Here is a 23,222-nt window from a genome sequence, read left to right as displayed (position 1 = left end):
GGCTGAGAAGACGGACCCAAACATTTCGTCTAGACGAAGCACTGGAGCGTAATCCGCAGTCTGTCAATGTCGTCGTTTTTCTCGTCGACAAGATTTGTGGAGTTGCAACTGGGGTGCAATAACGAGTGACAACCGCGATTGAATTCGAGTCGAAACTATGACCTCCGTTACCGAATTGATCAATCGAAGTCAGGATGGCGGTAGCGAAGGCGAAACCGACAAGCTGTTCTCGGCGATGTACGATGACCTTCGACGTCTCGCCGGGCGCTTCCTGCAAAACGAACCGCTACGCAATCGCTTGAGCAGTTCATCGCTCGTTCACCAAGCGTACATGCGGATGGTCGATCATTCGCGAATCAATTGGCAGGGGAAGACGCACTTCTTCGCCATCGGCGCGACAGTGATGCGCCGGATTTTGGTCGATCATGCGCGAAAAGTGCAGTCATTGAAACGAGGCGGTGATTGGGAACGGCGTCAACTCCATGACGACGTGACGTTCCAACTCAACCGCGACGAAGACGTCGTGGCCCTCGACGATCTGTTGGAGCAACTGGCGACACTAAATCCGCGTCAGGCCAAAATTGTCGAATTGCGTTTCTTTGGCGGGATGACGATGCGCGAGATTGCCGCAGAAATGAAGCTTGGCTTGCGAACCGTAGAAAAAGAATGGGCGATGAGCCGAGCTTGGATGCGCCGTGAGCTACGGCGTGACGAAGAACCCAACGATGACTCAGCAGCGGATTCCGAGACCGCTTGATGGATGCCGAACGTTACGCGAAAGTCCGATCGCTGTTTTTAGCGGTCGAGGAACTTTCGTCTGATCAACAACAAGACTACTTGGCGGACCGGTGTGGTGACGATCGAGAGCTGATTGAAGAGGTCCTCTCGCTACTCGATGAGCACGATAGCGAGTCTGCGTTGGTCGAAGGCAACGCAGCCAAGCCCCCGACGCTCCCGGGGGATGTCGAAAGTTCCGAGACGACAAGCTCGGGGACCGTTTCCTCCGCTGCTATCGATTCCGGTATCGCACCCTTCATGCCGTCCGCGCTTGGTCAACAGAGTACCGCGACTGGAAATAGCCCGGCCGAAAAATCACACCGGCAATTCAGCCGACGCAAACGAGAACTCCCCAGCAAGTCGGGAACGGGAAAAAACAGCGGAGCAAAGTCCTCAGCAAAGCCCAAATCCGCGGCGGGCCAAGCGACGATGCAAGGTTCCCAGCGGACGCATGCTTCCCCCCGTTACGCCGTCGACAGTTCGCCGCCACGACGTCCTCCTTCGCCCGGTCTTTGGCAATCGAGAGCCAAACGGCATCGACGGATTAATTCGGGATGGCTTCTTCTTGCGGCAATCTTACCAACCGTGTTCGTCGGGTTTTGGACTTACACCACCGTCGTCGAAGGCTTGCGGCAATCGACCGCCAGTGAACTGGCCGGGATCGCTGATAGCGTTCAACTGAATATTCAGCGTTATCTCGACGATCAGTCGCGACTGACACGATCGTGGAGTCAGCAAGTCGACTTACGCAAATCAATCTTGGCGCTGATCGAAACCGCCAAAGACGATGACTCCGCCGATCAGCTTCGCGATAGTCCGCACGCGACCGAAATTCGTTCCCAACTGCGCTCACTGTCTCAACTTGACGACATCAAATATGTCGTCTGGGACCGGACCGGCCAGATCATCGCCAGCTGGCTCGAAGGAGGCGAAGACATCGGGGGACGCGTCCCTCCGGAAGGAGCGGCGAATTTGGCCCGGGCGATGCGCGGCGAAACAGTGTTATTCGGGCCGGAAATTCTGCAACCGCAAGAAAGCGGCTTCGAGCCCGAAACGACGCTGCCGGTCATGGCGGAGATCTTGCCAATTCACGACGAAGACGGGCGGATTGTAGCGACGATTTTGATCCGCGGTTTCGGGATGTTCCAGACGTTCGACGAGCTTTTTCATCAAACGTCCGAAGCCGGCGGCTTGGATGTGTACGCGGTCAATAGTTCCGGGATGATGATCACTAACAGCCCCGATGCGATCGAGCGATTGTGCGCCGCGGTGGTGCCGACGACCATGGAGGGGCAGCAAGCAAGTGAGGTGAAAACGGTGGCCTGCAAGCTGCGTGTCTCTGATCCGGATGATTCGATTGCCACCAGCAGCCTCGCCTTGGATTTGCGGCGATCTCAACCGTTGACCTATTCCGTTGCCGGGGTTTCCAACGGCGCGAGTGGGTCAATGTTGACGCCTTATCCGAACTATGCAGGAATCCCGGTTGTGGGATCATGGCGTTGGATCGATGGATACGACATCGGTATCGTTGTCGAACGAACCAGCGACCTCGCATTCGCCACCGCGCGAACGGTTCGGTATGGGTTCATCACGCTCGGATGTCTTTTGACACTAACGGCACTGGTCGCTGCCAGCCGAATCGCTAAACGCACCGCCCTCGCCCAAGCAGCGGTACATCCGCTCAGTCGCTATGAAGTCATGTCAGAACTGGGAAGCGGCGGAATGGGAGTTGTGTATCGGGCCAAGCACAACCAACTCGGTCGCGACACGGCACTGAAAGTCTTGCGGGCCGATCGCGATAACTTGGAAGATCGGTTGCGGTTTGATCGCGAGGCTAAGTTAGCCGCATCGCTGAGCAGTGCGCATACGGTGACGATCTACGATTATGGACGTGGTGAAGAGGGCGAGGCTTACTGTGTGATGGAGTACCTGCGTGGAATCACGTTGTACGACGCGGTCGCTCGCAGCGGGTATCTTGACATCGGTCGGACGCTGTTCATCTTGCGACAGGTTTGTGAATCGTTGGGAGAGGCCCATCACTTAGGTTTGGTTCATCGCGACATGAAACCTCAAAATGTGATGCTTTCGATGGATCCATCGGTCGGCGATTGGGCGGTGGTATTCGATTTCGGTTTGGCAAAACCGCTGTTGCCGGACGCCAATTCGTATCAAACTTCGGAAACCATTTGGGCGGGGACACCCATGTACATGGCTCCGGAGCGTTATCGTGATCCGAACAAGATTGATCCTCGTTCGGACATCTATTCAGTTGGCTGCATCGCCTACTTTTTGCTTTCGGGGCGTCCACCATTTCTCGAGTGTGACCCCGAGTCGTTGTTTGCGTTGGTGTTGACCGAACAGCCGATCGGAATCGGGGTACATCGCGACGAGGAGATTCCCGAAGAAATCAGTGGGCTTGTGAAACGGTGCATGGCGAAGAACGTCGACGATCGCTTTCGGTCCATCGATGAACTGGCCAAGCACCTTGACGAGTTGATCCCCAAGTATCCTTGGTCGGTCGAACAGGCGCGAGCATGGTGGCGCGTCCACGGTGAAGATCTCGGCTGATTCGATCATCGTGGGAGCCGCCGAATCGAGGTGGCTTCGGCGATCCATTCCGAACCAGCCAAGACGGCAACACTACGATCGAGACCTGCTTCGGTAAAGATGCGCTGCATTCCAATCATCAAGGTATGCCACTGTTGGATGGTGTCAGGAACAGGGATCACCTGGGCATCTCGTCCGCCCATTCCGATTTCGCTGATGCCGATTTCTGTTGGCAGGTGCAGCAGGGCCTCTAGCATCAGGTGTTCCAAGCAATCGCGTTCCGATAGGCCCGGATCGTCGTAGACCCACAGGTGCGGGGCCAGCAGCCGATCCATCATCGCCAACGCCGCAGATTCTGCCGAATCCGAATTGAGAACCAATTCCGTTTTTCCGCACCAAATGTAAAACTTTGCCACCGTGCCGCTCCTTCTTGCGGGATGCTCCCATCGCGATTGGTCGTCAAGCTATCGTGAGACAACGTCGCGAGAGAAAACTGATCGTTCGATTTGCCGCGGACAATCGAGGTTGTTTGCCGGCGACAGGAGAACTATCGAAAGTCCGTTGACACGTCCGGTCACGCCGCTTCTGGAGCTAGAAAATTGGTCGATTAACAATGTTTTTCTGACGAGAGGTGGTGACCAGCGGGGAATACTAGGTCACCCATTCCCGCTATACTCTCGGGCTACTCAAGCGTCCTTCATTCGGCCCCGATTTACTGCTGCTAATGTTTCGATTCATTGCCCTAACGGTTGTCTTCTTCCTCGCATTCGCCGCCGCGATCGTGTTTTATTTTTCGAAACCGGCGGGTGCGCCGACGGACGGCGGAGAGGGTTCAGTCGCGACCGTTGCTGCTGATCAGGTTGGGACGTCGGTCTCCGAACCGGATGGGAAAGCGGCGACAGATTCTGCCGATAGCGACCCGAAAAAAACGACACTCTCGTACACGCCCGAAGCGTTTCGCAAAGCTGCCTTGGAAGGCAAGTTGGAACTCGTGAAAACGTGTGTCGAAGAGGGGATGGATGTGAATGAGTCCGATCCGCAAGGTCGGACACCGTTGGCGATGGCAGCCTACAATGGGCATGAAAAGGTTTGCCGTTACCTAATTGATGCGGGGGCAGAAGTTAATGTGCTCGATCGCGAAGGTCGTGGGCCCTTGTATCATGCTTCTAGTCTGGAAGCTCCAAAAACCGTGTCGCTGTTACTCGACGCGGGCGCCGAAATCAATTCGGTTGATAAAGTCGAGCAATTTACGGCACTGATGGTCGCCGCCGCCGAAGGGAATTTGGAAGTCGCGAAGGTCTTACTTCGTAAAGGGGCTGACCCGACGATGAAAGACATTGACGGCGATACCGCGCTCGATTTCGCTCAAGAAAAAGGCAAGCCGGAATTGGTCCAGCTCCTCTCAGAAGCATCCGCAAACTAGGGCGACGTTACAATTCAAGGTTCGGCGGCGATCAATGAGCCAACCTGCGTTCGATTATAAAACTATGTGCTAAGTCATGTTTGGCCAGGGTTGCCCGACGCGGTCGCGATTGGATGGAGGTTTATTTTCCGTCGGCTGATGAGTCGAACCCGAGCATCTGGTCTCGGCGGAGCACGAACCGTGGGCCACGCCTATAAGGGTGGTTGGTGAAGCACGCTTAGCGAAAGTTCGTTCGGCTCGTCTTTTCCAGATTCCGAACACGCGCCGGTGTAGCGATCGAATTGGAAAAAATCGCAAGCGTATGGCAGTCGCGGTTTTCTGATGTGATAGACGTGAACCAAACAATTCGTGTCGGCGACGCATTCAAAACATTGCTTTTTGCGACAAACATGCCGCCCCGTCGCCGCCGTTTGGCGGCCTACTACGCTAACCTGTGTTTCCCATCACAACACTCTTTACCGACGAGAAGAAGACGTGCAGCAAGTTAAGATTTTCAAGTCGACCGATACCGAATTGGAAGACATGGAAAAACAAATCAATCGTTTCATTCGCAAAAATGATATCCGTGTGCTCTCGATCAGTGGAAACCATTCATCGGCATCATCGGCTTCCAACGGGCCAATGAATACCTTTGCCGGAGGCGACGTGACGGTGATCTTGTTGTACGAAATCGACGTGCCCAAGCGATAACCCGGACGGCGAGGCGAGTCGGATGATCGAAATTTCAAATTTCATCAAACACTACGGTGACTTCCAGGCCGTCCGAGGAGCGACGTTTCATGTGCCAGCAGGGAGTGTCGCCGCGTTAGTCGGTCCCAACGGGGCCGGAAAAACAACTACGATTCGCACGATGAGTGGCATCTTGCGTCCGACCGGCGGCACGCTGCGAATCGCCGGGTTTGACCTTCAACGTGAACCGTTGGAAGTCAAACGTCGCGTCGCCTATGTGCCCGATGATCCACCGTTGTTCGAATCGTTGACGGTGTTTGAGCACCTGCAATTTGTCGCATCGTCCTATCAATTGATCGACTGGAAAGACGAAGCCGAACATTGGCTCTCGTTGTTCGAACTTCAAGAGAAACGCCAAACACTGGCATCGGAACTTTCACGTGGCATGCGGCAAAAGGTTGCGATCGCATGTGCATACCTACGCCGACCGGATGTGCTGCTACTGGATGAACCGATGACGGGGTTGGATCCGCCTAGCATTCGTCGGCTGAAAGAGACGATCGGTCAACAGTCGCAACGCGGGGCAACGGTCTTGGTCAGTTCTCACCTGCTGTCGCTGGTCGAAGATCTGTGCGACGAATTGGTTTTGATTCGACGTGGCCAAGTGCTTTACTGCGGTGGCTTGGAAAAGGCGCGCGTAGAGTATGGCGGTCCGCGGCAGTCACTCGAGGAGGTCTTTTTTCATCTGACCGGGCTGCCGGAATCAGAAGAAGCGACCTCGACCGAACGAGAACTCGAGTGATGTCGATCGCACTGCTTCAGTTGACGTGGTTATTGGCCAAAGGCAGCGTGCGTCGCGTTTGGCGGATGTGCCGAACGCCGGCCGGCTTGATCTCGATGGTGCTGGTTCTCGGTTGTTTTGTCGCCGGTGTCGCCCCTTCGCTGGCTGTCTATTTTTTAAAGCCTCCTGAGCCTGACGCGGTCCCAGGGTTTTCCAAGCATGTCGGGCCGTTGCTGCCGCTGCTTTTATTCGTGACGACGGCAGTGTTGATTGTTTGTGAAGGCGGCAAATCGATGTTGGAACTACGGCCGGCGGAACTGCAATTTGTTTTGGCCGGTCCGTTTACTTCGGCTCAGATTCTGACCTATCGCTTGTTGACGGTTGCCATCAGCTTACTGCCACTGTGCGTTTTACTGACGTTTTTCATGCGCGTCTATTTTGTTAGTTGGCTGGGCGGTGTGATTGGGATCACATTCGCCGTCGGCTTCATCATCATGCTGGGGTTCCAGTACACGCTGTTGCAACCACGGTTGTCACCACGACAGATCAGCCTCATCCGGCTAGGGTTGCTCGCCGCGCTCCTGAGCGTCGTTGTAGAGGCAAGCTATCGGTTGGTGAACGTATTTTCGGCGGCCACGTCGCTTTCAGAGCTTGGCGCCGAGTCGATCGTGGCTTGCATCACCAAGTCGAATACCGCGATCATCGTCGGATTTCCGTTCGTGCCCTTCGCTAAAACGATTTCGGCTCCGGCGGACGTAAGCTTGGCAACCAACGCCGCATTATCGTTGGCAATCCTGGGCTTGATCACGGCCTGTTGTTATCGCACGAGCGCCGGATTTGCGGAACTTGCCGTCGAAGGTGTCGCGCGACGCATCAAGAAACTTGAGCGTCTGCGCGATGGAAACACGTACCAATCCCAACGTGGACGATCAGGTTCGGTTCGTTATGGGATCCCGACGTTCCCATTCCTTAGCGGCATTGGGCCAATTGTCTGGTTGGAGATCACGATCGCTCTGCGAAGAAACGGGCGTTTTCTGATCCCCTGTTTGTTATTGGGAGCGATTGCGGCACTGGTCGGCGGAATCACCGTTAGAAGTCGACCGGACTGGATGAATAGCACGGTTCAGTATTACGCCCCCTCGATTGCATTTGCGATCGCTTCCTATGTGGGTGGACTGATTGCGATCGCCAGCGCGCTAGGGTTGGCGAAGCCGCCGCGGACACTGGATTGGTATCGAACCCTTCCTGTGGGTCCCACCGCGATTGCTATTGGGGCGATGTCGGGGACTGCTGCGGCTGTATCCTGTCTTTTTGTGGCGATTCAGCTACCTGCGATTGCAATCAGTACACAGCCGCTATCGGATTCTCTGTCGACGCTGGTCCTGGGTGTTGCTTTCGCCATCTTACTTGGGACGATGATCAATTTCGTGACAGCGGTTAGCGGGTTGCGAGCCACCCCCACCGGGACGCCAGACATCTTGCAAGGTGCTCGATCATTGTTCTACATGTTGCTATTCGCAATCAGCTTGATACCGCCAATCCTATTCGCCCTTGCTTCGGCGGCATTCGCCGGGGTGTTGTTCGAAATTCGTCCGATGTCATTTGCGTTGGGCGGATCGATTGGATTACTTGTGGGACTTCCTGCGATTTGGTGGTACACCGGTCAGCGATTTCGCGACCGGGAATCGATTGGCACAGAATAAGAGCAACATTGAAATTGGATGCTTGCCGGCGGCACGGATAGATCGTCTGGATTGACAGTTGTCACAAAGGTCGACAAGTTCCTACAGTTGTCGTGCCAATACTAATGCCTCACTACCGGCCCTCGTGACGGGAACGATTGCCGCCACTGGACTGAGAATGGACCCTGCAAATAACGAAAACCAGCCTCCGAATCAAACTGCGGCACGGTCGATCGAGAAAGCCGTTGAAGCGATCGCCGTTGCCCTTGATTTAAGGTTGGATAAGCGGCCGCTCCGCCGCGTTTCCGACCAGCCGCGTTCCTCAAAGGAATTGATCGACCACCTTGTCGAAGTGGCGATGGAATCGGGAATCATCCTGCGACCGACCGAGTACGTCTCAAGTGCGGAGACGTTCGCGGCCGTCCGTCAGGGTTATGCGATCGCATTTTTAATCGATGGCAGGCGTTGGCTGGTCGCGCAGCATCGCGTCGGCAAGCGATTGGATGTGATCGTGATTGATGATGATCAAGTGCACGAAGAGGTCTCCCAGGAACAGCTCGATCGGATGCTTGGGAAGGCAGAGACCTTTCAAATGTTGGTCGCGAAGAAAGAAATGGAATGTGAAACACTCTCGGTAACCAATCCAGACCTGCCATCGAAGCACCATCACCCTTCGCCGCTTCAGCGATTTATTGCGTTGCTCAAGCTCGATCGACATGACATTGGACTGGTCGTCTTGTTTGCCGGCGTGGCCGGGGTTCTTGGATTGGCCACCCCTTTGGTCATTGAAAGTTTGGTAAACGTCGTGAGCTGGGGGATTTATTTCCAGCCGTTGTTGGTGCTGTCGGCGATGTTATTGGTTTGTCTTGGCATCGCTGGAATTCTGAAAGTGTTGCAAACCTGGGTGGTCGAGCTGATTCAGCGTCGCCAATTCGTGCGGATTGTCGGTGATTTAGCGCACCGTTTTCCCCGCGCCGGGCGGGCTCAAATGCAGGGGATTTACCCGCGAGAGTTAGCCAATCGGGTGTTCGACATTATGACGATTCAGAAAGCGAGTGCGATATTGCTGCTCGATGGAATCACGATCGTCTTGACGACGATTCTAGGGCTGATTCTGTTAGCGTTTTACCATCCGTTCTTATTGGGGTTCGACCTCGTCCTGATCGTGACGATGGTCATCCTGACTTGGGTATTGGGTCGTGGGGGGATCAGCACCGCGATCGAGGAATCAAAGACTAAGTATGCGGTCGCCCACTGGCTTCAGGATGTGATTTCGATGCCAACGGCATTCAAGATCGGTGGTGGGGAACAGCTCGCGGTCTTGCGTGCGAATCAACTGACCAGCGAATACGTGAAGGCTCGCAAGCGACAGTTCGGTGTTGTCATTCGCCAAGTTATTTTCGCGGTCAGTTTACAAGTACTCGCTTCAACCGCACTGCTCGGACTTGGCGGTTGGTTGGTCATCGAAGGCGAGTTGACTCTCGGGCAATTGATCGCCAGTGAATTGGTGGTGACGGTCGTCGTCGGCGCGTTCGCGAAGGCGGGCAAGTCATTGGAAAAGTTTTATGACTTGATGGCCGGGATCGACAAAGTCGGGCACATGCTGGACCTCAACTACGATCCTCGCGGGGACATCGGGCAATTCCCCGAAGGGCCATTGGCGGTCAGTTGGACAGATGTGGTTTTCAAGTCAGCGACCTCGCAATCCAAGTTGTCAGCTACGCAAATCGATGCGGGGAAAATTGTTGCCCTCAATGGCGAACATCCATTCGGTGCGTCGGAATTGCTCAAAGCGATCGCGGGACTGACGAGACCCCAGCAAGGAGCGGCGCAAATCGATAGTTTTGATGCCTTCGAATCCGCACTAGCCTACCCCGGTGAACTGGTCGGATTTGTCAACGGCGATCCGGAAATCTTCCATGGTACGATCGGCGAAAACGTAGCGTTGGGCCGACCGACGATTTCGCCGAACGCGATCCGCGAAGCGCTGAAAGCGGTTGGTTTGCACGAATTGATCTTAGGGTTGCCAGCCGGTATCGACACGCGTTTGCAAACAACCGGAATGCCGTTCAACTCCGTGCAGGTGTTGAAGCTTGCCATCGCTCGAGCGATCGTGGGACGCCCTCCGGTCCTGTTGTTCGATCATGTGTTCGAACGATTGCCACTGGACGATCGCCAATCCATTCTCGACTACCTAAAAAGTGATGCGGTGCGGGCAACCATTTTGATCGCAACCCAGGCGTCCGAAGTCGCTGACCGATGTGATAGTCGCGTTTCCGTTCATCGCTAAACACATGGATGGCGTCTGAGAACGTCCGCGTCTTTTCCAACAACGATTCAAGCACAATCGACCATGCTACCAACCATTTTTTCCGCCGATGACTTTCCTGCGCTGCAGATGGTCCGGACAGGACGCTATGTTCGAATCGCGGGCCGCCTGACGTTTTGGGTTTTGATTTTTTCGATCGCCGCGATGATCTTCGTCCCTTGGCGTCAGACGGCTCGCGGTACCGGTGTCGTTGTCGCACTCGATCCCCAACAACGGCCTCAACCGATGCTCGCCCAAGCGAAAGGTGTGATCAGCTACGTCAAACCGGGCTTGCGCGAAGGAAGTTATGTCGAGCAGGGTGAATTGTTACTTCGGATGACTCCGTTTGCCGCCGACGGGGTGTCGCAAGTCGACAACCAGATCATCGCACTCGAGTCGAAAGAAGAGGCGTTGAAAGCGAGTGTAGAAGTCGCCAAGCAAAATGAAACCTTGCAAAATTCCAGCGGGCGAAGCTTACGACTGGCGCTCGAGCAAGAATTCGAAGCCGCAAAGCAAAAATGGGAACAGGCGAAGAACGAGGTCGTTGAAGTTCAAGCCGAATTGGCGAGTAAGGAAAACCAACTCCAGGTCGCCGAACGTGTTTTTCCCGAAGGCTTGATCTCGCAAGAGGAATTGATCAACAAACGCCAAGCCGTTCAAGCTCAACGAGCGAAAGTTCTCAAGGCAGAGAATAAAGTCCAAGAAGTCTACGCGACACTCTCTTCGAAAGAGGAAGAGATCGAATCAAAGAAACAAGAGATTTCGATCAAAAATCAAGACGCGGCGAATAAGGTACTCGATGCGATGAGCAAGCTGAATACGATCGAAAAAGAGATCTTGGATTTGCGAAACAAGCGACAGGAATACGATCGCTTGTCGATTCGAGCGCCGCGGTCCGGCTACATCCAGGAGTGGTACGGACGCACCGGGAGTGACACGATCAAAGAAGGTGAGCGGTTGTTTGTCATCGTTCCCGTTGCCGATCAATTGGCCGTTGAGATGAGTGTCAACGGAAACGACATGCCACTGATCAAGGAAAATGACCGGGTACGATTGCAATTTGAAGGCTGGCCAGCGGTTCAATTCGTAGGCTGGCCCTCGGTCGCCGTCGGAACCTTCGGCGGTAAAGTCAACCGAGTTTTCCCCACTGATGATGGCAAAGGGAATTTTCGTGTGATCGTCGTGCCTGATAACCACTTCGAGCGGGAGAACGGTTGGCCGGATAGCCGATACCTTCGTCAAGGTGTACGCGCTACCGGATGGGTGTTGCTGCGTCGAGTTCCACTTGGTTATGAGATATGGCGTCAACTAAACGGATTCCCGCCCGTCGTGTCAGACGAAGCTCCCAAAGACTCAAAGGGTGGCAAGCTCAAGTTGCCGAAACCCTAAAGGCTCGTTGGTTGGCCATCGCCTGCGCATCGCTGACGTTAACAACCGGCGCGGGACTGGCAGATGAACCGCCCCGACAGCCAGAGTCGTTTGCGGCGTTCTTGTCGCTGGTCGAAGCCGACTCGCTGACGGAAAACGATGGGGCAACCCGTGGCGGCGACCGAAGCGAACGCGTCGTCGAATCTGGTCGTTCCGCCGCCGGAGCGATTGAGTCGGCAGCGGAGAAATTGACGCTGGCCGACGTCGTCGCCAGCTTGTATCGGTCTTATCCGGAAATCGCGCAAGCACGTGAGATCTCGACCATTGCCGCCGGAGACCGTCTGTCAGCGTTTGGTGCCTACGACACCAAGTTCCAGGCTCATTCGCTTTCCGAGCCAACGGGGTTTTACGAAAACTATCGCAACGGATTAGGCGTCGCGCGGCAACTTTGGTGGGGTGGCTACCTATCCGCTGGTTACCGTATCGGGCGTGGTTATTTCCAGCCTTGGTACAAAGAACGTTCGACCGACGAAGGTGGTGAAGGAAAACTTACCTGGATCCAGCCCTTGTTGCGCGGACGTGCACTCGATGCCGAACGGGTGGCTGTTTTTCAAGCCACACTCGCTCAGCAGGCCGCGCAGCCTCAGCTATTACTGCAGATCTTGCAATCATCCGGCGACGCCGTGAACGCCTATTGGGACTGGGTTGCGTCGGGGGCAACCCTGCAAGCCCAGCGAGAGTTGCTAAATTTGGCCGAAGTTCGCGCCAAACAAATCCAGGTCGGTGTCGAGGCTGGAAAATACAAACGTGTCGACTTGATTTTTAATCAGCAGTTGATTGCCGAACGCCGGGCCGACGCACTCAAGGCGGAGCAGAAGTTTCGAGCTTCGTCGATCAAGCTCGGTTTGTACCTGCGAAATGAATCTGGAGATCCATTGATTCCCGATGATGGGTGGCTACCGATGCGGTTCCCACAGATTCAATCGAACTTGCAAGTCAATCTACAAGATGAATTGGCCGGCGCATTTTCGCGGCGACCAGAGCCAGAAATCCTGATGCTGGACTTGCAGTCGGTTCATTGGGATCGGCGTTTGGCATGCAACGATATGCTGCCGACTTTGGATTTCTATTCACAAGGAAGTCAGGACATCGGTCCGGCCGCGACGAAGGACGATGACAAAGGCGAGTTTGAACTGATCATTGGCGTTCAGAGCGAGGTGCCGATTCAGCGTCGCAAAGCACGCGGAAAGATTCAGTCGACCTCCGCAAAGATGCGTCAAATCAATCAGAAGCTTCGATTGGTGCGTGACAAAATCGCGACCGAAATCGCGGTGGCCAACAATCGCTTGACGCTCGCCGAGCAAGTCGTCCAGCAGCGTCAAACTGCGTTTCGATCCGCGCTCGATACCTTGACGCGTTACCGGATCGGGTTCGAACAAGGCTACATTGACTTGATCTATCTGAACCTGCTTGAAACAAAAGCGAACGAAACGGAAATCAAGCTGGTCGAGGCCCAACAAGATTGGTTCATCGCTCTCTCACAACTTCAGCAGGCATTGGGGCTGGACCCACTTGAGCAAGCGATGATCGTTGGCTCGCTTCCGGAAAGTGAGATGATCGGTCCCGGAAACGTTCCAGAAATCAAGATCGAAAATCCACAAGAGATCGAAGACGATTTCGGCAACTGATAGGCGACCGCATCGCGGTGGGGACCGTTGAGGGGCAGTCGCCGTGTTGAATGCTCGCCGTTCGGTTGATCATGTTCAGATTGATGACCGTCACTGTGTATCAGTGCTTTATCAACGTCTGGATTTAGGATTAGCCGCATGGTGTTAGCCACGGTTTCGGGGCAATAACCGGGGCTGACGCTCGTCGGCTGTTGCGTCGAACGCATCACTTGGACTAGACGGAGCACTAGATGCGATTGGGTGTGAATCCGTCCGGATCCCCGGTCAACGACACGTGGGTGTAGTCGATCACCTTCCATTGGCCATCGCTTTGTTTTTGCATCGTCAAAATGACTCGACGTGGGATGGTCATTCCTTGCACGCGCCCGCTGGCAAGCCCACCGCGAACGGTCGCATCCAAGTCGACCGTTGCTTCGAGTGGCAAACTTCCTTCGACGAATTGAATTTTGATGTTACCAACTCGGACTCGTTCGAATTCGTAACTTGATAGTTCATTCAGTGCCCGTTGCCGGGTCTCTCGGTCGGCGATAACAACGACGACGGATTCACGATCGTTTTGCTCGGCAGCTGCCGCGGTTGTTTCGATGGTGCGCAAGATTGCCTCGCGGTCCGTTTCGATTGCGTTGGCAACGATGAATGCACCAGGGATCAGCAGAGCGATCACAATGCCACTGATCGCAAGATTTTTCTCGCCAGTGTTTGTCCATGCCACGAAAAGACCGACGACCAGAAGTGCGATCATCCCTGAGATGAGCCAAGGTTGTTCGGCAAGAATGGTCATCATGATTCGTTGACTCCCGAGTGTTTCGTTCCAACTCGATTTTAGGATCAGCCGCATGGCGTTCGCCACGGTTTTGGTGCAATCACCCGGCTAACGCCCGTCGGCTGATGAGCCGAACTCGAACATTTGGTCTCGACCGAGCACTAGGATGTCGCGTCGCCGATCTTGATTAAGCGGATCAGATCTTCGGTATCCATTTTCGCCGCCCGGTCGGTTCCGTCCAGGACGCCGGCAACCAGTTCGCGTTTGTCCGCGTGCATTTCTAAGATCTGTTCCTCGATCGTTCCTGCCGCAACCAATCGATAGACGGTGACCGGTCGCTCTTGCCCGATACGGTGCGCTCGGTCGGTCGCCTGATCTTCGACCGCAGGGTTCCACCAAGGATCTAGATGTATAACGTAATCGGCGGCAGTAAGGTTCAACCCGGTTCCTCCGGCTTTGAGAGAAATCAAAAACAATTCTCCCTCGCCGGCTTGGAACGCATCGACTCGACGGGCGCGTTCTTTTGCGGGGGTGGCGCCATCGAGGTATTGGTATTTGATTCCTCGTTCGTCCAACAGCTCACGAACCAAAGACAGGTGTTTGACGAATTGACTGAAGATCAACGCACGGTGTTCGCCATCGCGTAGTTCGTCGATCAAGGTCGCTAACAAGTCTAACTTTGCCGATCCCTGGTCCCACAAACGATCGACCAATCGCGGATGACAGGCAAGCTGCCGGAGCTTGGTTAGCCAAGCCAGTGTGCGCATCCGATACTCACCTGGTTTTTCGTTCGCCGCACCGGAAAGCTCTGCCAACGCGGCGACACGCGCGTCATCATAACGTTGCCGTTCTTCACCGCTAAGTTGTGCACGGAGCGTGATTTCTGTTCGTGGTGGCAATTCCTTCAAGACGTTTTCTTTGGTCCGTCGAAGGATGAACGGGCGGACCAACGATGCCAGCGACTCCCGTCGCTCCTGGTCTTTGTGGCGTTCAATTGGGTCGGCAAAACGGTTGCGAAAACGATCCCAAGATCCCAGCAAGCCGGGGCTGATCGTTCGCATCAAACTCCACAATTCACCGAGATGGTTTTCGAGCGGCGTACCCGAAAGCGCGATACGCCATTGGGCATTGAGGTCACGGATCGCACGTGAGGTTTTCGTTTGAGCGTTCTTGATAAACTGGGCTTCGTCAAGCACCAGCGTCGCCCACTGGCGTGACGCAAACCGCTTGGCATCGCGTTGGACCAATTGGTAGCTGACGACGACGACATCGCCGGGGCCAGCCGACTGAATCAATTCTTGGCGGTTTGACTCGCGATAAAGCAACGGATTAAGTTCCGGTGCGAATCGTTCGGTCTCACGCACCCAGTTGTCGCCAACGCTTGTCGGGGCGACCACTAACGCGGGACCGTCGTGTGATCGGTCGACCAAGATGCCCAGTGTCTGAACGGTTTTTCCGAGACCCATGTCGTCGGCCAAAATCCCGCCGACACCCCAGCGGCTGAGTCTGGCCAACCAGCGATAGCCTTCGTGTTGATAGTCGCGATAGTCGACGTCCAATGACTCGGGCTTGTCAGGATTGAAATCTTTCAGCGATGCAAGGTTTTCGATCGTCTGAGTCCAACGGGCCGCAGCTTCGATCGGGACGTCGGTCCCCAGAAGATCCTGGACGACGGGGACGGCCGCATCCGCGACACGTAGCTTTCCACGGTCATCGACCAAAGTATCGCCCAGTTGTTCGAGTCGTCGCCGAAACGATTCGCTGATTTTCGCAAATTCGCGGTCACCGACTCGAACCAGGGCACGACGCTGCGTCACCGCCCGAAGCAGGTCGGCCAAATTGACGTCGCGTCCGGCGACCGAGACCGTTCCGGACAGTCCGAACCAATCCTTGGAATCATCGATCTGAACTCGTAACGCCGAAGGGGATATCTCACCACGGACGCGGATCGTTTCTCCTTCGGGCCAGATCATCCGCGGAGCAAGGTCGCCGGCTTCGTAAAGTTTCGAGAGCAAATCCAGGGCCTGCTCGTCACTTTGAGCGACCCAGTGATAAGCGTCTTCCGGGGCGAGTTCTTGAAGGTTGAACCGATGAATGATTTCGGCTGCTCGTTTTCGCTCGTCCGCGAGGTCTCGCTTCAATCGGATCGGGCCGTCATCGGTGAACGCCGGCACGATCGCGGGATCCTCACCGGGCGTCAGTGTTTGGTGAAGGCGGGCGTCCAACATTGCCAGCCGAATAAACATGCCCGCGCCACCGCGAGGACGAAGTTCGATCACCAGTTCCGCCGAGACGTCCTCGATCGGTCCGGCCAACTGCCCGGGCAGGTCGACGCGCACCAGTTGCCCAAGCACGCCCGCTTTGAGTGACAATTTCGACGCGGCTTCGTCATCGACCAAGATCTCTTTGAGTTCGCTTCGCAATAAATAAGAGATCAGTCGTGTCGCGCGGCGATCGCGCAGTCGGGCCAGGATCAGTCGGCTGCCGTTGGTTTCGGCAATCAACACGACCGGTTGCGCCGGGTGTAGGTTCCCCAGTACCAACTCGCATTGATCAATTTGGATATCGATTCCTGGAACGGAAAAACCGACGCGGTAAAGTGTCTTATGACGGGTGGGGTCGGACTCCGTCGCGGTCACGATTTCGCCGGAACGTTCGTCATCGTCGAGCGCATCGATTTCGATCGGTTGCAGAGAGATTCCTAATTCGCCACGGATGATTTCAATCGGGGTTCCATTGGCATCGTCCCAGCCTAGGTTGGGGTGGCCGACCAATAAATCGACTGCCTGAAACAGGTTGTAATACTCACGATTGACGTCGTAGTTACCTTGTGACACCAACGCAGCTACTTGGCAATCAAGCGAGATCAGCCCTGGTTGTGGCCGGACCAAATCGAACGGGGTTGCTTGCCGGCCACGTGACCACCCCTTGCCGTTCTTTTTCTGTTTTTGGATGTAAGGATTGATCGCTACGGGACCGTAAAGCTGGTTACCGGAGATCTTCAGTCGCCACTGAACTCGGGTGTCTGATTGCGATTCCTCCTCACGTGCTTCTTCGGTGAGTTTCAAAATCTGTGCGACGACCTCACGTCCGGCGGCGACGTTGTCGGCTTTCAGATCACTGAGAAACAGCAAGACTTCTTCGCTGTTGCGGCGGGCAATCTGCTCATGCAACCACCAAGCACACGCCAAAGTGCAACTGCAACGACCATCACCGGTCATTTCAGAAGAACGCTTGAAGTCACGGCAAACACATGTCGCGTCAACGGCCAGTGAAAGATCAAGTGGCGAATCAGCCTCGTCGTCATCGGATTCCGGCGCGATGTCAAGTTGAACGACATACGGGGGACTGCGATCGGGGCGCATCCGAAACTCGAATGACAACTTGCCATCGCTTTGAGAGAACTTTGGCTGCTCAACCTTCAGCATCGCCGCTCGCTTGTCCAACGACTCGTGATGATCATCGACGAGCCTGGAGACCGCTTCGCCTAACAGCAATCCGAACGCCGCAGGCAAATTCTCCGTCATCAAATCCATGCTTCAATCAATTCCTGTTCGTCAATCTCTCAAGATGGGCGACGCCTTCGAAAGTTCTCGTGCGTCGCGGGGCGACCGATCGCTTCGGGCGGACTGTGGCCAACCGCCGGTGGCCAACACGCTATTCTACCGATGCCGGGACAGGATGCGATGCCTGCTGGCGTTAGAATCCTGTTCACCTAAAACTTCATCATTCTCAAACAACGATTTTTGTCCCCAATCAAAGGCACCAACCGAAGGAATACATCATGCCGAAACTAGTGATCGACAACCGAGACGCCATCGAAGTCCCGCACGGAAAACGTCTGGTGAAAGCCCTGGTCGAAGAAGGGGGGACCGACCAACTGCATGCTTGCGGCGGAGTGTCCAGGTGCACGACCTGTCGAGTTCGCTTCGTTGACGGCGAGCCTGAGAAAATGACCGAGGCGGAGAAAGAAACCTTGCGAGTCCGTGAGGTCACCGAATCCGGCGTTCGACTGAGTTGTCAAATCACCTGCGACGAGGATATGTCCGTCGAGCTTATCAGTCGCCTGGAAGGTAGCGGACGCAAGGACCAAGGCTCCGCCGTCGCGGAGGAGATTCAACCACCGCCGGTTTGGACCACCAAGTAAGCTAGCCCCTACCCTGGCATTGCGATTCGGTCAGCGGCCGGAACCGATCGAATCATCGAACAACGCCCCAACGTGCGCCTCCAGAGCCGTTGAATTACCGAGAAGGCCCCACGCTTTCGCGTGTATCGCGGGGGCCTTTAATACGTGCCCATTGGCCGGCGCTCTGTTCCGGCCAATACCTTCATCAAACCGGCGCGGAGTTCGCGGACCTTCAACGGCAACGCTAACAGTTGTCGCCGGGGGCCCCGCTTCGCTTCGGAGAGAATTTTGACCTGTCTTCGATCAACCAATAGGATCGACGGGATCTCACAAGTGTGCTCATCGGTCGCAAATCGGTTGAACGCCTCGAGTGCCAAAGTTCCCATTTCTGCGGCACTGAAAATCACGCAGTCGGCGGCGGGTTCGTCGTCCTGTTCGAATCTCGCGAGTGCGCGGTTGGGGTCTTGGATGATCAAGACGCGATAGCCACGGGCCTTTAAGCGTTCGCGAATCGCATTTTGCAAGTTGGCCTTCGATTCGACTAGCATCACGACATAGCCTTCACCCTCGTTGGTAGGGGCTTCATCGTCTTCATAGCCATTCGTCGAGTTCTCGTCGCCTTTGTCTTTCGGCGAAGTTACCCCGCGGGCAAGTTGTTCACTGACACGTTTGACTTCGGCTGTCAGGGCGGCAGCAGATTGAATTCGCTCGTTGGGGCTGAACTCCATCATTTTCCCGACCAGCTGCGTGACGAGTCCGGGTAGACCGGGAACGAGTTCGTTAATGGGTTTGACTTCCTGGAACCGCGTCACATTCAATCGAGCTAGCCGGTCACGCGTTTCAGACAGCGCCGGGGTGCCCGCTAGCATGTGGTACAGCATGTTTCCGGCAAAAAAGATATCGCTTCGCGGGTCGTCTTTGCGGACGTTCGTCCCCCGCTCAAGCGCCGCATAGTCGATAGCACGGGCGTTGGGGCAATCGGCAATCTGATCGGGGTTTTTTCGATCGCTGAGGGCTGCCAATCCAAAGTCAACGAGCTTCGCCTTACCGTCCGACGAAATCAAAACGTTCGAAAGCTTCAGATCGCGGTGGGAAATTCCCTGCCCGGCCGCGTGCGCTAACCCTGCGGCGATTTCACCAATCAATTTTAGCGACAGATCGACAGGAAGCTTTCCGCGGATTCGGACCAATTCACGCAGGGTTTGTCCTTCGACAAATTCCATGACCAGGAATGGATTGCGCGGATCGGGCACGACTTCGTAAATGCTGACGATGTTTGGGTGACGCAGTTTCAGCCCCATTTGGCCTTCACGCAGAAACTGCTCCATTTCCTTCGGTTCATCGCGGAACCGTTTCCGCAACACTTTGACTGCGAAAACCTTGTCGCCTTTACTTGCTCGGTAGACACGGGCGAACGTACCGGCACCGATCAGGTACAGGACTTTGTATTCGCCATAGAAGTATCCGATGCGGTCACCACGAAGAATCTTCTCTGTTTGCAGCGTGGTCACCAAACCGCGTCGCTGCATCTGATTGACGACAGCGTCGAGTGTAAATTCGGATCCGCCAAGTTCACCCATCGCGCTTTCGACGAGCCGTCGTTCGGCGAGTCCTAGATCGACAATTCGGCGGGCGAAGTCCTCTGGAGACTGAATTTGCATAGGTCCGAAGCAGAATCTTGCGGCGCGTGGGAGGGGTGTAAATTCAAGCCTTAGTTTACACCAACCTCCGAAAACTCGTCCTGTTGCTTTCTCTTCCGAAAGAAAAAACCAGCAACACCCTGCCAATTATTCGGCGACGGCTAGGCAAACCCGCAATCGTTTGGATCTGGGCGCGGGTTTTGTGGGCGAGTCAGCCCCTGCAGATGGAAACCTAGTACCAGGTTTCGCTGGGGCGAAATTCTGTCGGGGGAGGGGCCCCGCGAGGGAGATCGGGGCGAAACGATCGCGTCGAGCACGACGCACCGCCACGATTATTCCGTGCCTGCCGGCCGATGGTGGTCCCATCGGCAGACGAGCGATCGCTACTGGTGGAGCAACTACTTGCTCAGCTTTTCCAGCGTGCTAAGTGCGACTCGGGTTTCCTCGATTCCGAGTTCTTCAACGACCGCTTTCAGGCGAATCAATGAGTCGACGGAGATCTTGTCTCCGGTGGAGGATGCGGCTGGTCGACGCGTCGCGGTAGCCGCTTTCGTCGTCCCGGCCGGGCGACCTGGCTTGCGTGGAGCCGATCCGGTTTTCTTGCTGGTCGATTTGACGGTACTGACAAATTGGGCCGAAACCTCGATACCTTTTGCCTTCATTGCGTCGACGATCTCGCGGGGCTTGGCATTAGGGTTCTTGCCAAGGTAGTTTCGGATCTCGAGTGACTTGTTTGGTCCGCTGCTTTTTTTGGCCATCTTTACTTGCCTGCTGTTTCGTTGATGACCCTCATCCATTTCAGGCATCAGAAACACATTGGAAGGAATCTTTCTAAATACGAGATGCTCTCGTCGATTACCAACAATCGAACCGAGCCTAAAGAACCACGCGGTGACCCACCGTGTGGTTGCCCCTTCATCTAATGTTCAGTATCGATCTGTCGAAATCCTTGAAGCGAGCAGATCATGAGGATCTCTCAATGCCCGCTTCTATAATCGACTAGCATCTAAACGCCGCCGTAAAAATAGAGCATGTCGCTAAAGTGTCAATCAGCAACGTCAAGCCCCCCCCCGAAAAACATGATGCTAAGACATGTTTTCGCCACATAGTCATGCAGTGATCGCCTTTGATGAGACTGACACTCAACGGCGCGTTGAGTGATGTTGCAAAGTCGTGCATGAGATCGAGCCGACTTGACTATGAATTCCCTTGGTGAGGTTCAGTCTTATTCCGCAGTCGATCCGGTCGAACTAATGTCATTTACATACGTTCGACGACATTGATTCCGAGTAGGCCTAAACCTTTTTCCAGGATTCGACCGGTCAGCATTACAAGGCCCAGTCGTGTGGTTTGAATCTCGGGTGTCTCAGCACGCAGTACATGGCACTGAACATTGAACTTGGCAAACGATTCTGCAACGCCATAGACGTAGTCAACCAAATGGTTGGGCGCGTAGTCATCATAGACGCTCATTAACGCCTCTTCGAAGCGTAGCATTGTGAGGGCGAGGTCACGTTCTGCGGGATGTGTGAACTCAAAACCCGATTCGGCAACACGCTTGTGAACCTCCGATTCAGTGACACCGTTACGCTGCAGGATACTGGGTGTTCGCGCGTAATTGTATTGAGCGTAGGTTGCTGTATTCCCGGAGAGCGCAACCATTTTCGAAAGCTTGAATTGATAATCGCTGGTTCGGTGATGCGATAAGTCAGCATACTTGATCGCGCCGATTCCAATCGTTTCCGAGACCCGGCGTTTTTCTTCGTCGTCCATTGGGGGATCCAAGCTGACCAACCGGTCGGGATCGCAAACGACTTGGAATGCCGCGTCGACGGCATCATCGAGTAAGCTTTCCAGTCCGATGAGGGTTCCGCTGCGCGTTTTAATTGGTTTGCCATCTTCACCGAGAACGGTGCCAAAACTGACGTGTACCAGTTTTGCGGATGTGAGTTTCGTTAGTTCGGCGACGGCGAATAGCTTGTCAAAGTGTTCTCCCTGGCGGGCATCGACGACATATAGGATTTCGTCGGGGGAGAATTCCGCTTCGCGGTATTTGAGCGTGGCGAGATCGGTCGTCGCATACAGAAATGCACCGTCGCGTTTTTGGATGATCATCGGTGCTTCGAACTGATCAAGAAAAACACAGATCGCGCCGTCGCTTTCCTTGGCTAAACCGCGTTCTACTAATCCGTCGACGGTATCACGCAGCATGTCGTGATAAAAGGATTCACCCAAGGTATGGTCAAAGGTGACATTGAGTCGGCGATAGACACGATTGATTTCGTCTTTGCAATATGGCAAAAACTGTTCCCAGAGCCGTTTGTTCTCCGCGTCACCGGCATGAAGCTTGGAGGTTTCTTCGAGCACTGCCGTCGCAATTTCGGCGTGCTCGGCGGCGAGTTGTTTCATCTCGCTGTCGGCGTTGATTTCACCGATCGTAGTTTCCGCTTTTTTGAGGTTCTCACGGCAGGCAGCGATTTTCTTGGCGATCGAGTCCGCCAATTTTCGTTTCTTTTTCGCTTCTTTGCCTTCGGCGTTCTCCGCCTCTTGTCGAGCATCGGCTTGCTGGACGCCTAGATCCTCGATCTGCGTTTGTAGCTTTGGGATTGAGTTGACTGCTTTGTGGTAGGACATCAATTGATGAACCAATCGGTACAGCTTTGCCAATTCAGGTACCGGGTCGGCAGCCACAGTTTCGGCATCACCGAAATGCTTGTAGCCATAGATGATCATGCCAAACTGTGTTCCCCAATCACCGAGGTGGTTGTCGGTCACCACATCATGGCCGAGGAATGACAGTGTTTGCGCCAAGCAATGTCCGATGACCGTGGTACGGATGTGTCCCACGTGCATTGGTTTGGCAACATTGGGCGACGAGTAATCGATCAGGATCTTTTTGGGCTGATCGGTTTTGGGGACTAAGCATCGATCATCGTCCAGCATCGCGACCAGTTTTTCAGTAATGAACTGATCTTTAAGCTTAAGATTAATGAAGCCTGGCCCGGCGACTTCCGGGGGATCGCAAACGTCATCTAGCTTGACGAGGTCGACAACTTGTTGAGCAACCTCGCGCGGGTTGGTGTCGCCGACCATCTTACTGATCGGCATCGCAAAGTTCGCTTGGTAATCGCCGAACTTCGGGTTGCCCGCGATTCGGATCATTCCTGCGAATCTTGGGATGTCGCTGACTTGGTCGGCGAAGGGGCTGCGTGTAATAGCGTCTGCGAAACGCTCAGAAAGCAAATGAGGAATGTGCATCGTTCTTTAAGAAACCATGGCGTCAAGAAACCATGCGCGACCGAAGCGTCGGTCGCGTCCGAAATGAAGAATCAGCCGCCAGTGGAACATGGGAAAATGCATGTGATGACGGAGTGATTGACGTTGAAGCGAAAGGAATTCGGCTGAAAGTGAGTTAAAGAAAACTTTCTCAGCCCAGTGGTGGCGATTGAT

16 protein-coding genes are annotated in these 23,222 nt (G+C 54.8%); 10 read left to right on the top strand and 6 right to left on the bottom strand.

The annotated features are described in order from the left end of the window. The first annotated feature begins 157 nt into the window (after nucleotides 1-157). Complete coding sequence (locus FYC48_RS13680) at nucleotides 158-757, top strand: sigma-70 family RNA polymerase sigma factor (protein ID WP_149497268.1); 600 nt, start codon at nucleotides 158-160, stop codon at nucleotides 755-757. Further along, nucleotides 757-3,345 carry a serine/threonine protein kinase gene (locus FYC48_RS13675; RefSeq protein WP_149497267.1) on the top strand — a complete coding sequence of 863 codons (2,589 nt, stop codon included), beginning with the start codon at nucleotides 757-759 and terminating at the stop codon, nucleotides 3,343-3,345. Before FYC48_RS13680 ends, FYC48_RS13675 begins: the two co-directional genes overlap by 1 nt. A gap of 5 nt (nucleotides 3,346-3,350) precedes the next feature. On the opposite strand, the gene FYC48_RS13670 is transcribed toward FYC48_RS13675, so the two are convergent. Continuing rightward, nucleotides 3,351-3,740, bottom strand: coding sequence for a hypothetical protein (locus FYC48_RS13670; protein ID WP_149497266.1), 390 nt, complete (start codon nucleotides 3,738-3,740; stop codon nucleotides 3,351-3,353). A 308-nt stretch (nucleotides 3,741-4,048) separates the two neighbouring features. Between FYC48_RS13670 and FYC48_RS13665 the strand changes: the two genes are divergently transcribed. From FYC48_RS13665 to FYC48_RS13635, 7 genes are all read left to right on the top strand, one after another. Then, entirely contained in the window at nucleotides 4,049-4,747 is a 699-nt protein-coding gene (locus FYC48_RS13665) for an ankyrin repeat domain-containing protein (protein ID WP_149497265.1), read from the top strand. Nucleotides 4,748-5,221: 474 nt separating this feature from the next. Continuing rightward, nucleotides 5,222-5,437: a DUF4827 domain-containing protein gene (locus FYC48_RS13660; protein ID WP_149497264.1), complete on the top strand. Its 216-nt coding sequence runs from the start codon at nucleotides 5,222-5,224 to the stop codon at nucleotides 5,435-5,437. A 22-nt stretch (nucleotides 5,438-5,459) separates the two neighbouring features. Next, nucleotides 5,460-6,218 (top strand): ABC transporter ATP-binding protein, encoded by a 759-nt coding sequence (locus FYC48_RS13655; RefSeq protein ID WP_149497263.1) that lies wholly within the window; start codon nucleotides 5,460-5,462, stop codon nucleotides 6,216-6,218. Then, nucleotides 6,218-7,900, top strand: coding sequence for a putative ABC exporter domain-containing protein (locus tag FYC48_RS13650; protein ID WP_149497262.1), 1,683 nt, complete (start codon nucleotides 6,218-6,220; stop codon nucleotides 7,898-7,900). Before FYC48_RS13655 ends, FYC48_RS13650 begins: the two co-directional genes overlap by 1 nt. Before the next feature lie 157 nt (nucleotides 7,901-8,057). Further along, a complete protein-coding gene (locus FYC48_RS13645) occupies nucleotides 8,058-10,169 on the top strand; it encodes an ATP-binding cassette domain-containing protein (RefSeq protein WP_149497261.1) in 2,112 nt (703 codons plus the stop codon). Between the two features lie 63 nt (nucleotides 10,170-10,232). Beyond that, nucleotides 10,233-11,576 (top strand): HlyD family secretion protein, encoded by a 1,344-nt coding sequence (locus FYC48_RS13640; protein WP_149497260.1) that lies wholly within the window; start codon nucleotides 10,233-10,235, stop codon nucleotides 11,574-11,576. Between the two features lie 11 nt (nucleotides 11,577-11,587). Continuing rightward, complete coding sequence (locus FYC48_RS13635) at nucleotides 11,588-13,243, top strand: TolC family protein (protein WP_235034248.1); 1,656 nt, start codon at nucleotides 11,588-11,590, stop codon at nucleotides 13,241-13,243. Between the two features lie 226 nt (nucleotides 13,244-13,469). Here FYC48_RS13635 and FYC48_RS13630 read toward each other — a convergent pair whose 3' ends face one another. After that, a complete protein-coding gene (locus FYC48_RS13630) occupies nucleotides 13,470-14,081 on the bottom strand; it encodes a hypothetical protein (protein WP_160149511.1) in 612 nt (203 codons plus the stop codon). 86 nt (nucleotides 14,082-14,167) lie between these two features. Then, nucleotides 14,168-17,542: a DEAD/DEAH box helicase gene (locus FYC48_RS13625; protein ID WP_149497257.1), complete on the bottom strand. Its 3,375-nt coding sequence runs from the start codon at nucleotides 17,540-17,542 to the stop codon at nucleotides 14,168-14,170. Between the two features lie 248 nt (nucleotides 17,543-17,790). Between FYC48_RS13625 and FYC48_RS13620 the strand changes: the two genes are divergently transcribed. After that, the gene (locus FYC48_RS13620; RefSeq protein ID WP_149497256.1) at nucleotides 17,791-18,153 is read left to right on the top strand and encodes a 2Fe-2S iron-sulfur cluster-binding protein; all 363 of its coding nucleotides are present in this window, start codon (nucleotides 17,791-17,793) and stop codon (nucleotides 18,151-18,153) included. A 137-nt stretch (nucleotides 18,154-18,290) separates the two neighbouring features. Here the strand turns inward: FYC48_RS13620 and FYC48_RS13615 are convergent, their stop codons facing one another. The 3 genes from FYC48_RS13615 to argS form a co-directional block, all read right to left on the bottom strand. Next, nucleotides 18,291-19,793, bottom strand: a complete 1,503-nt coding sequence (locus FYC48_RS13615; RefSeq protein WP_149497255.1) for a serine/threonine-protein kinase — start codon at nucleotides 19,791-19,793, stop codon at nucleotides 18,291-18,293. A 377-nt stretch (nucleotides 19,794-20,170) separates the two neighbouring features. Next, nucleotides 20,171-20,530 (bottom strand): hypothetical protein, encoded by a 360-nt coding sequence (locus tag FYC48_RS13610; RefSeq protein WP_149497254.1) that lies wholly within the window; start codon nucleotides 20,528-20,530, stop codon nucleotides 20,171-20,173. A 502-nt stretch (nucleotides 20,531-21,032) separates the two neighbouring features. Continuing rightward, a complete protein-coding gene (gene argS, locus FYC48_RS13605) occupies nucleotides 21,033-23,030 on the bottom strand; it encodes an arginine--tRNA ligase (protein WP_149497253.1) in 1,998 nt (665 codons plus the stop codon). Nucleotides 23,031-23,222 lie beyond the last annotated feature (192 nt).

This window comes from Roseiconus lacunae, from assembly GCF_008312935.1.
In the GTDB taxonomy this organism is placed as follows: Bacteria; Planctomycetota; Planctomycetia; order Pirellulales; family Pirellulaceae; genus Stieleria; species Stieleria lacunae.
Note: the sequence above shows the minus strand (reverse complement) of the source record. Positions and strands in the feature narration are given on the sequence as shown.

Bases quoted from the DNA above. Each gene is read 5' to 3' on its own strand.
- FYC48_RS13680 (WP_149497268.1), top strand. From the start codon at position 158: ATGACCTCCGTTACCGAATTGATCAATCGAAGTCAGGATGGCGGTAGC.
- FYC48_RS13675 (WP_149497267.1), top strand. From the start codon at position 757: ATGGATGCCGAACGTTACGCGAAAGTCCGATCGCTGTTTTTAGCGGTC.
- FYC48_RS13665 (WP_149497265.1), top strand. From the start codon at position 4,049: ATGTTTCGATTCATTGCCCTAACGGTTGTCTTCTTCCTCGCATTCGCC.
- FYC48_RS13655 (WP_149497263.1), top strand. From the start codon at position 5,460: ATGATCGAAATTTCAAATTTCATCAAACACTACGGTGACTTCCAGGCC.
- FYC48_RS13650 (WP_149497262.1), top strand. From the start codon at position 6,218: ATGTCGATCGCACTGCTTCAGTTGACGTGGTTATTGGCCAAAGGCAGC.
- FYC48_RS13645 (WP_149497261.1), top strand. From the start codon at position 8,058: ATGGACCCTGCAAATAACGAAAACCAGCCTCCGAATCAAACTGCGGCA.
- FYC48_RS13640 (WP_149497260.1), top strand. From the start codon at position 10,233: ATGCTACCAACCATTTTTTCCGCCGATGACTTTCCTGCGCTGCAGATG.
- FYC48_RS13630 (WP_160149511.1), bottom strand. From the start codon at position 14,081: ATGCGGCTGATCCTAAAATCGAGTTGGAACGAAACACTCGGGAGTCAA.
- FYC48_RS13625 (WP_149497257.1), bottom strand. From the start codon at position 17,542: ATGGATTTGATGACGGAGAATTTGCCTGCGGCGTTCGGATTGCTGTTA.
- FYC48_RS13620 (WP_149497256.1), top strand. From the start codon at position 17,791: ATGCCGAAACTAGTGATCGACAACCGAGACGCCATCGAAGTCCCGCAC.
- FYC48_RS13615 (WP_149497255.1), bottom strand. From the start codon at position 19,793: ATGCAAATTCAGTCTCCAGAGGACTTCGCCCGCCGAATTGTCGATCTA.
- FYC48_RS13610 (WP_149497254.1), bottom strand. From the start codon at position 20,530: ATGGCCAAAAAAAGCAGCGGACCAAACAAGTCACTCGAGATCCGAAAC.
- argS (WP_149497253.1), bottom strand. From the start codon at position 23,030: ATGCACATTCCTCATTTGCTTTCTGAGCGTTTCGCAGACGCTATTACA.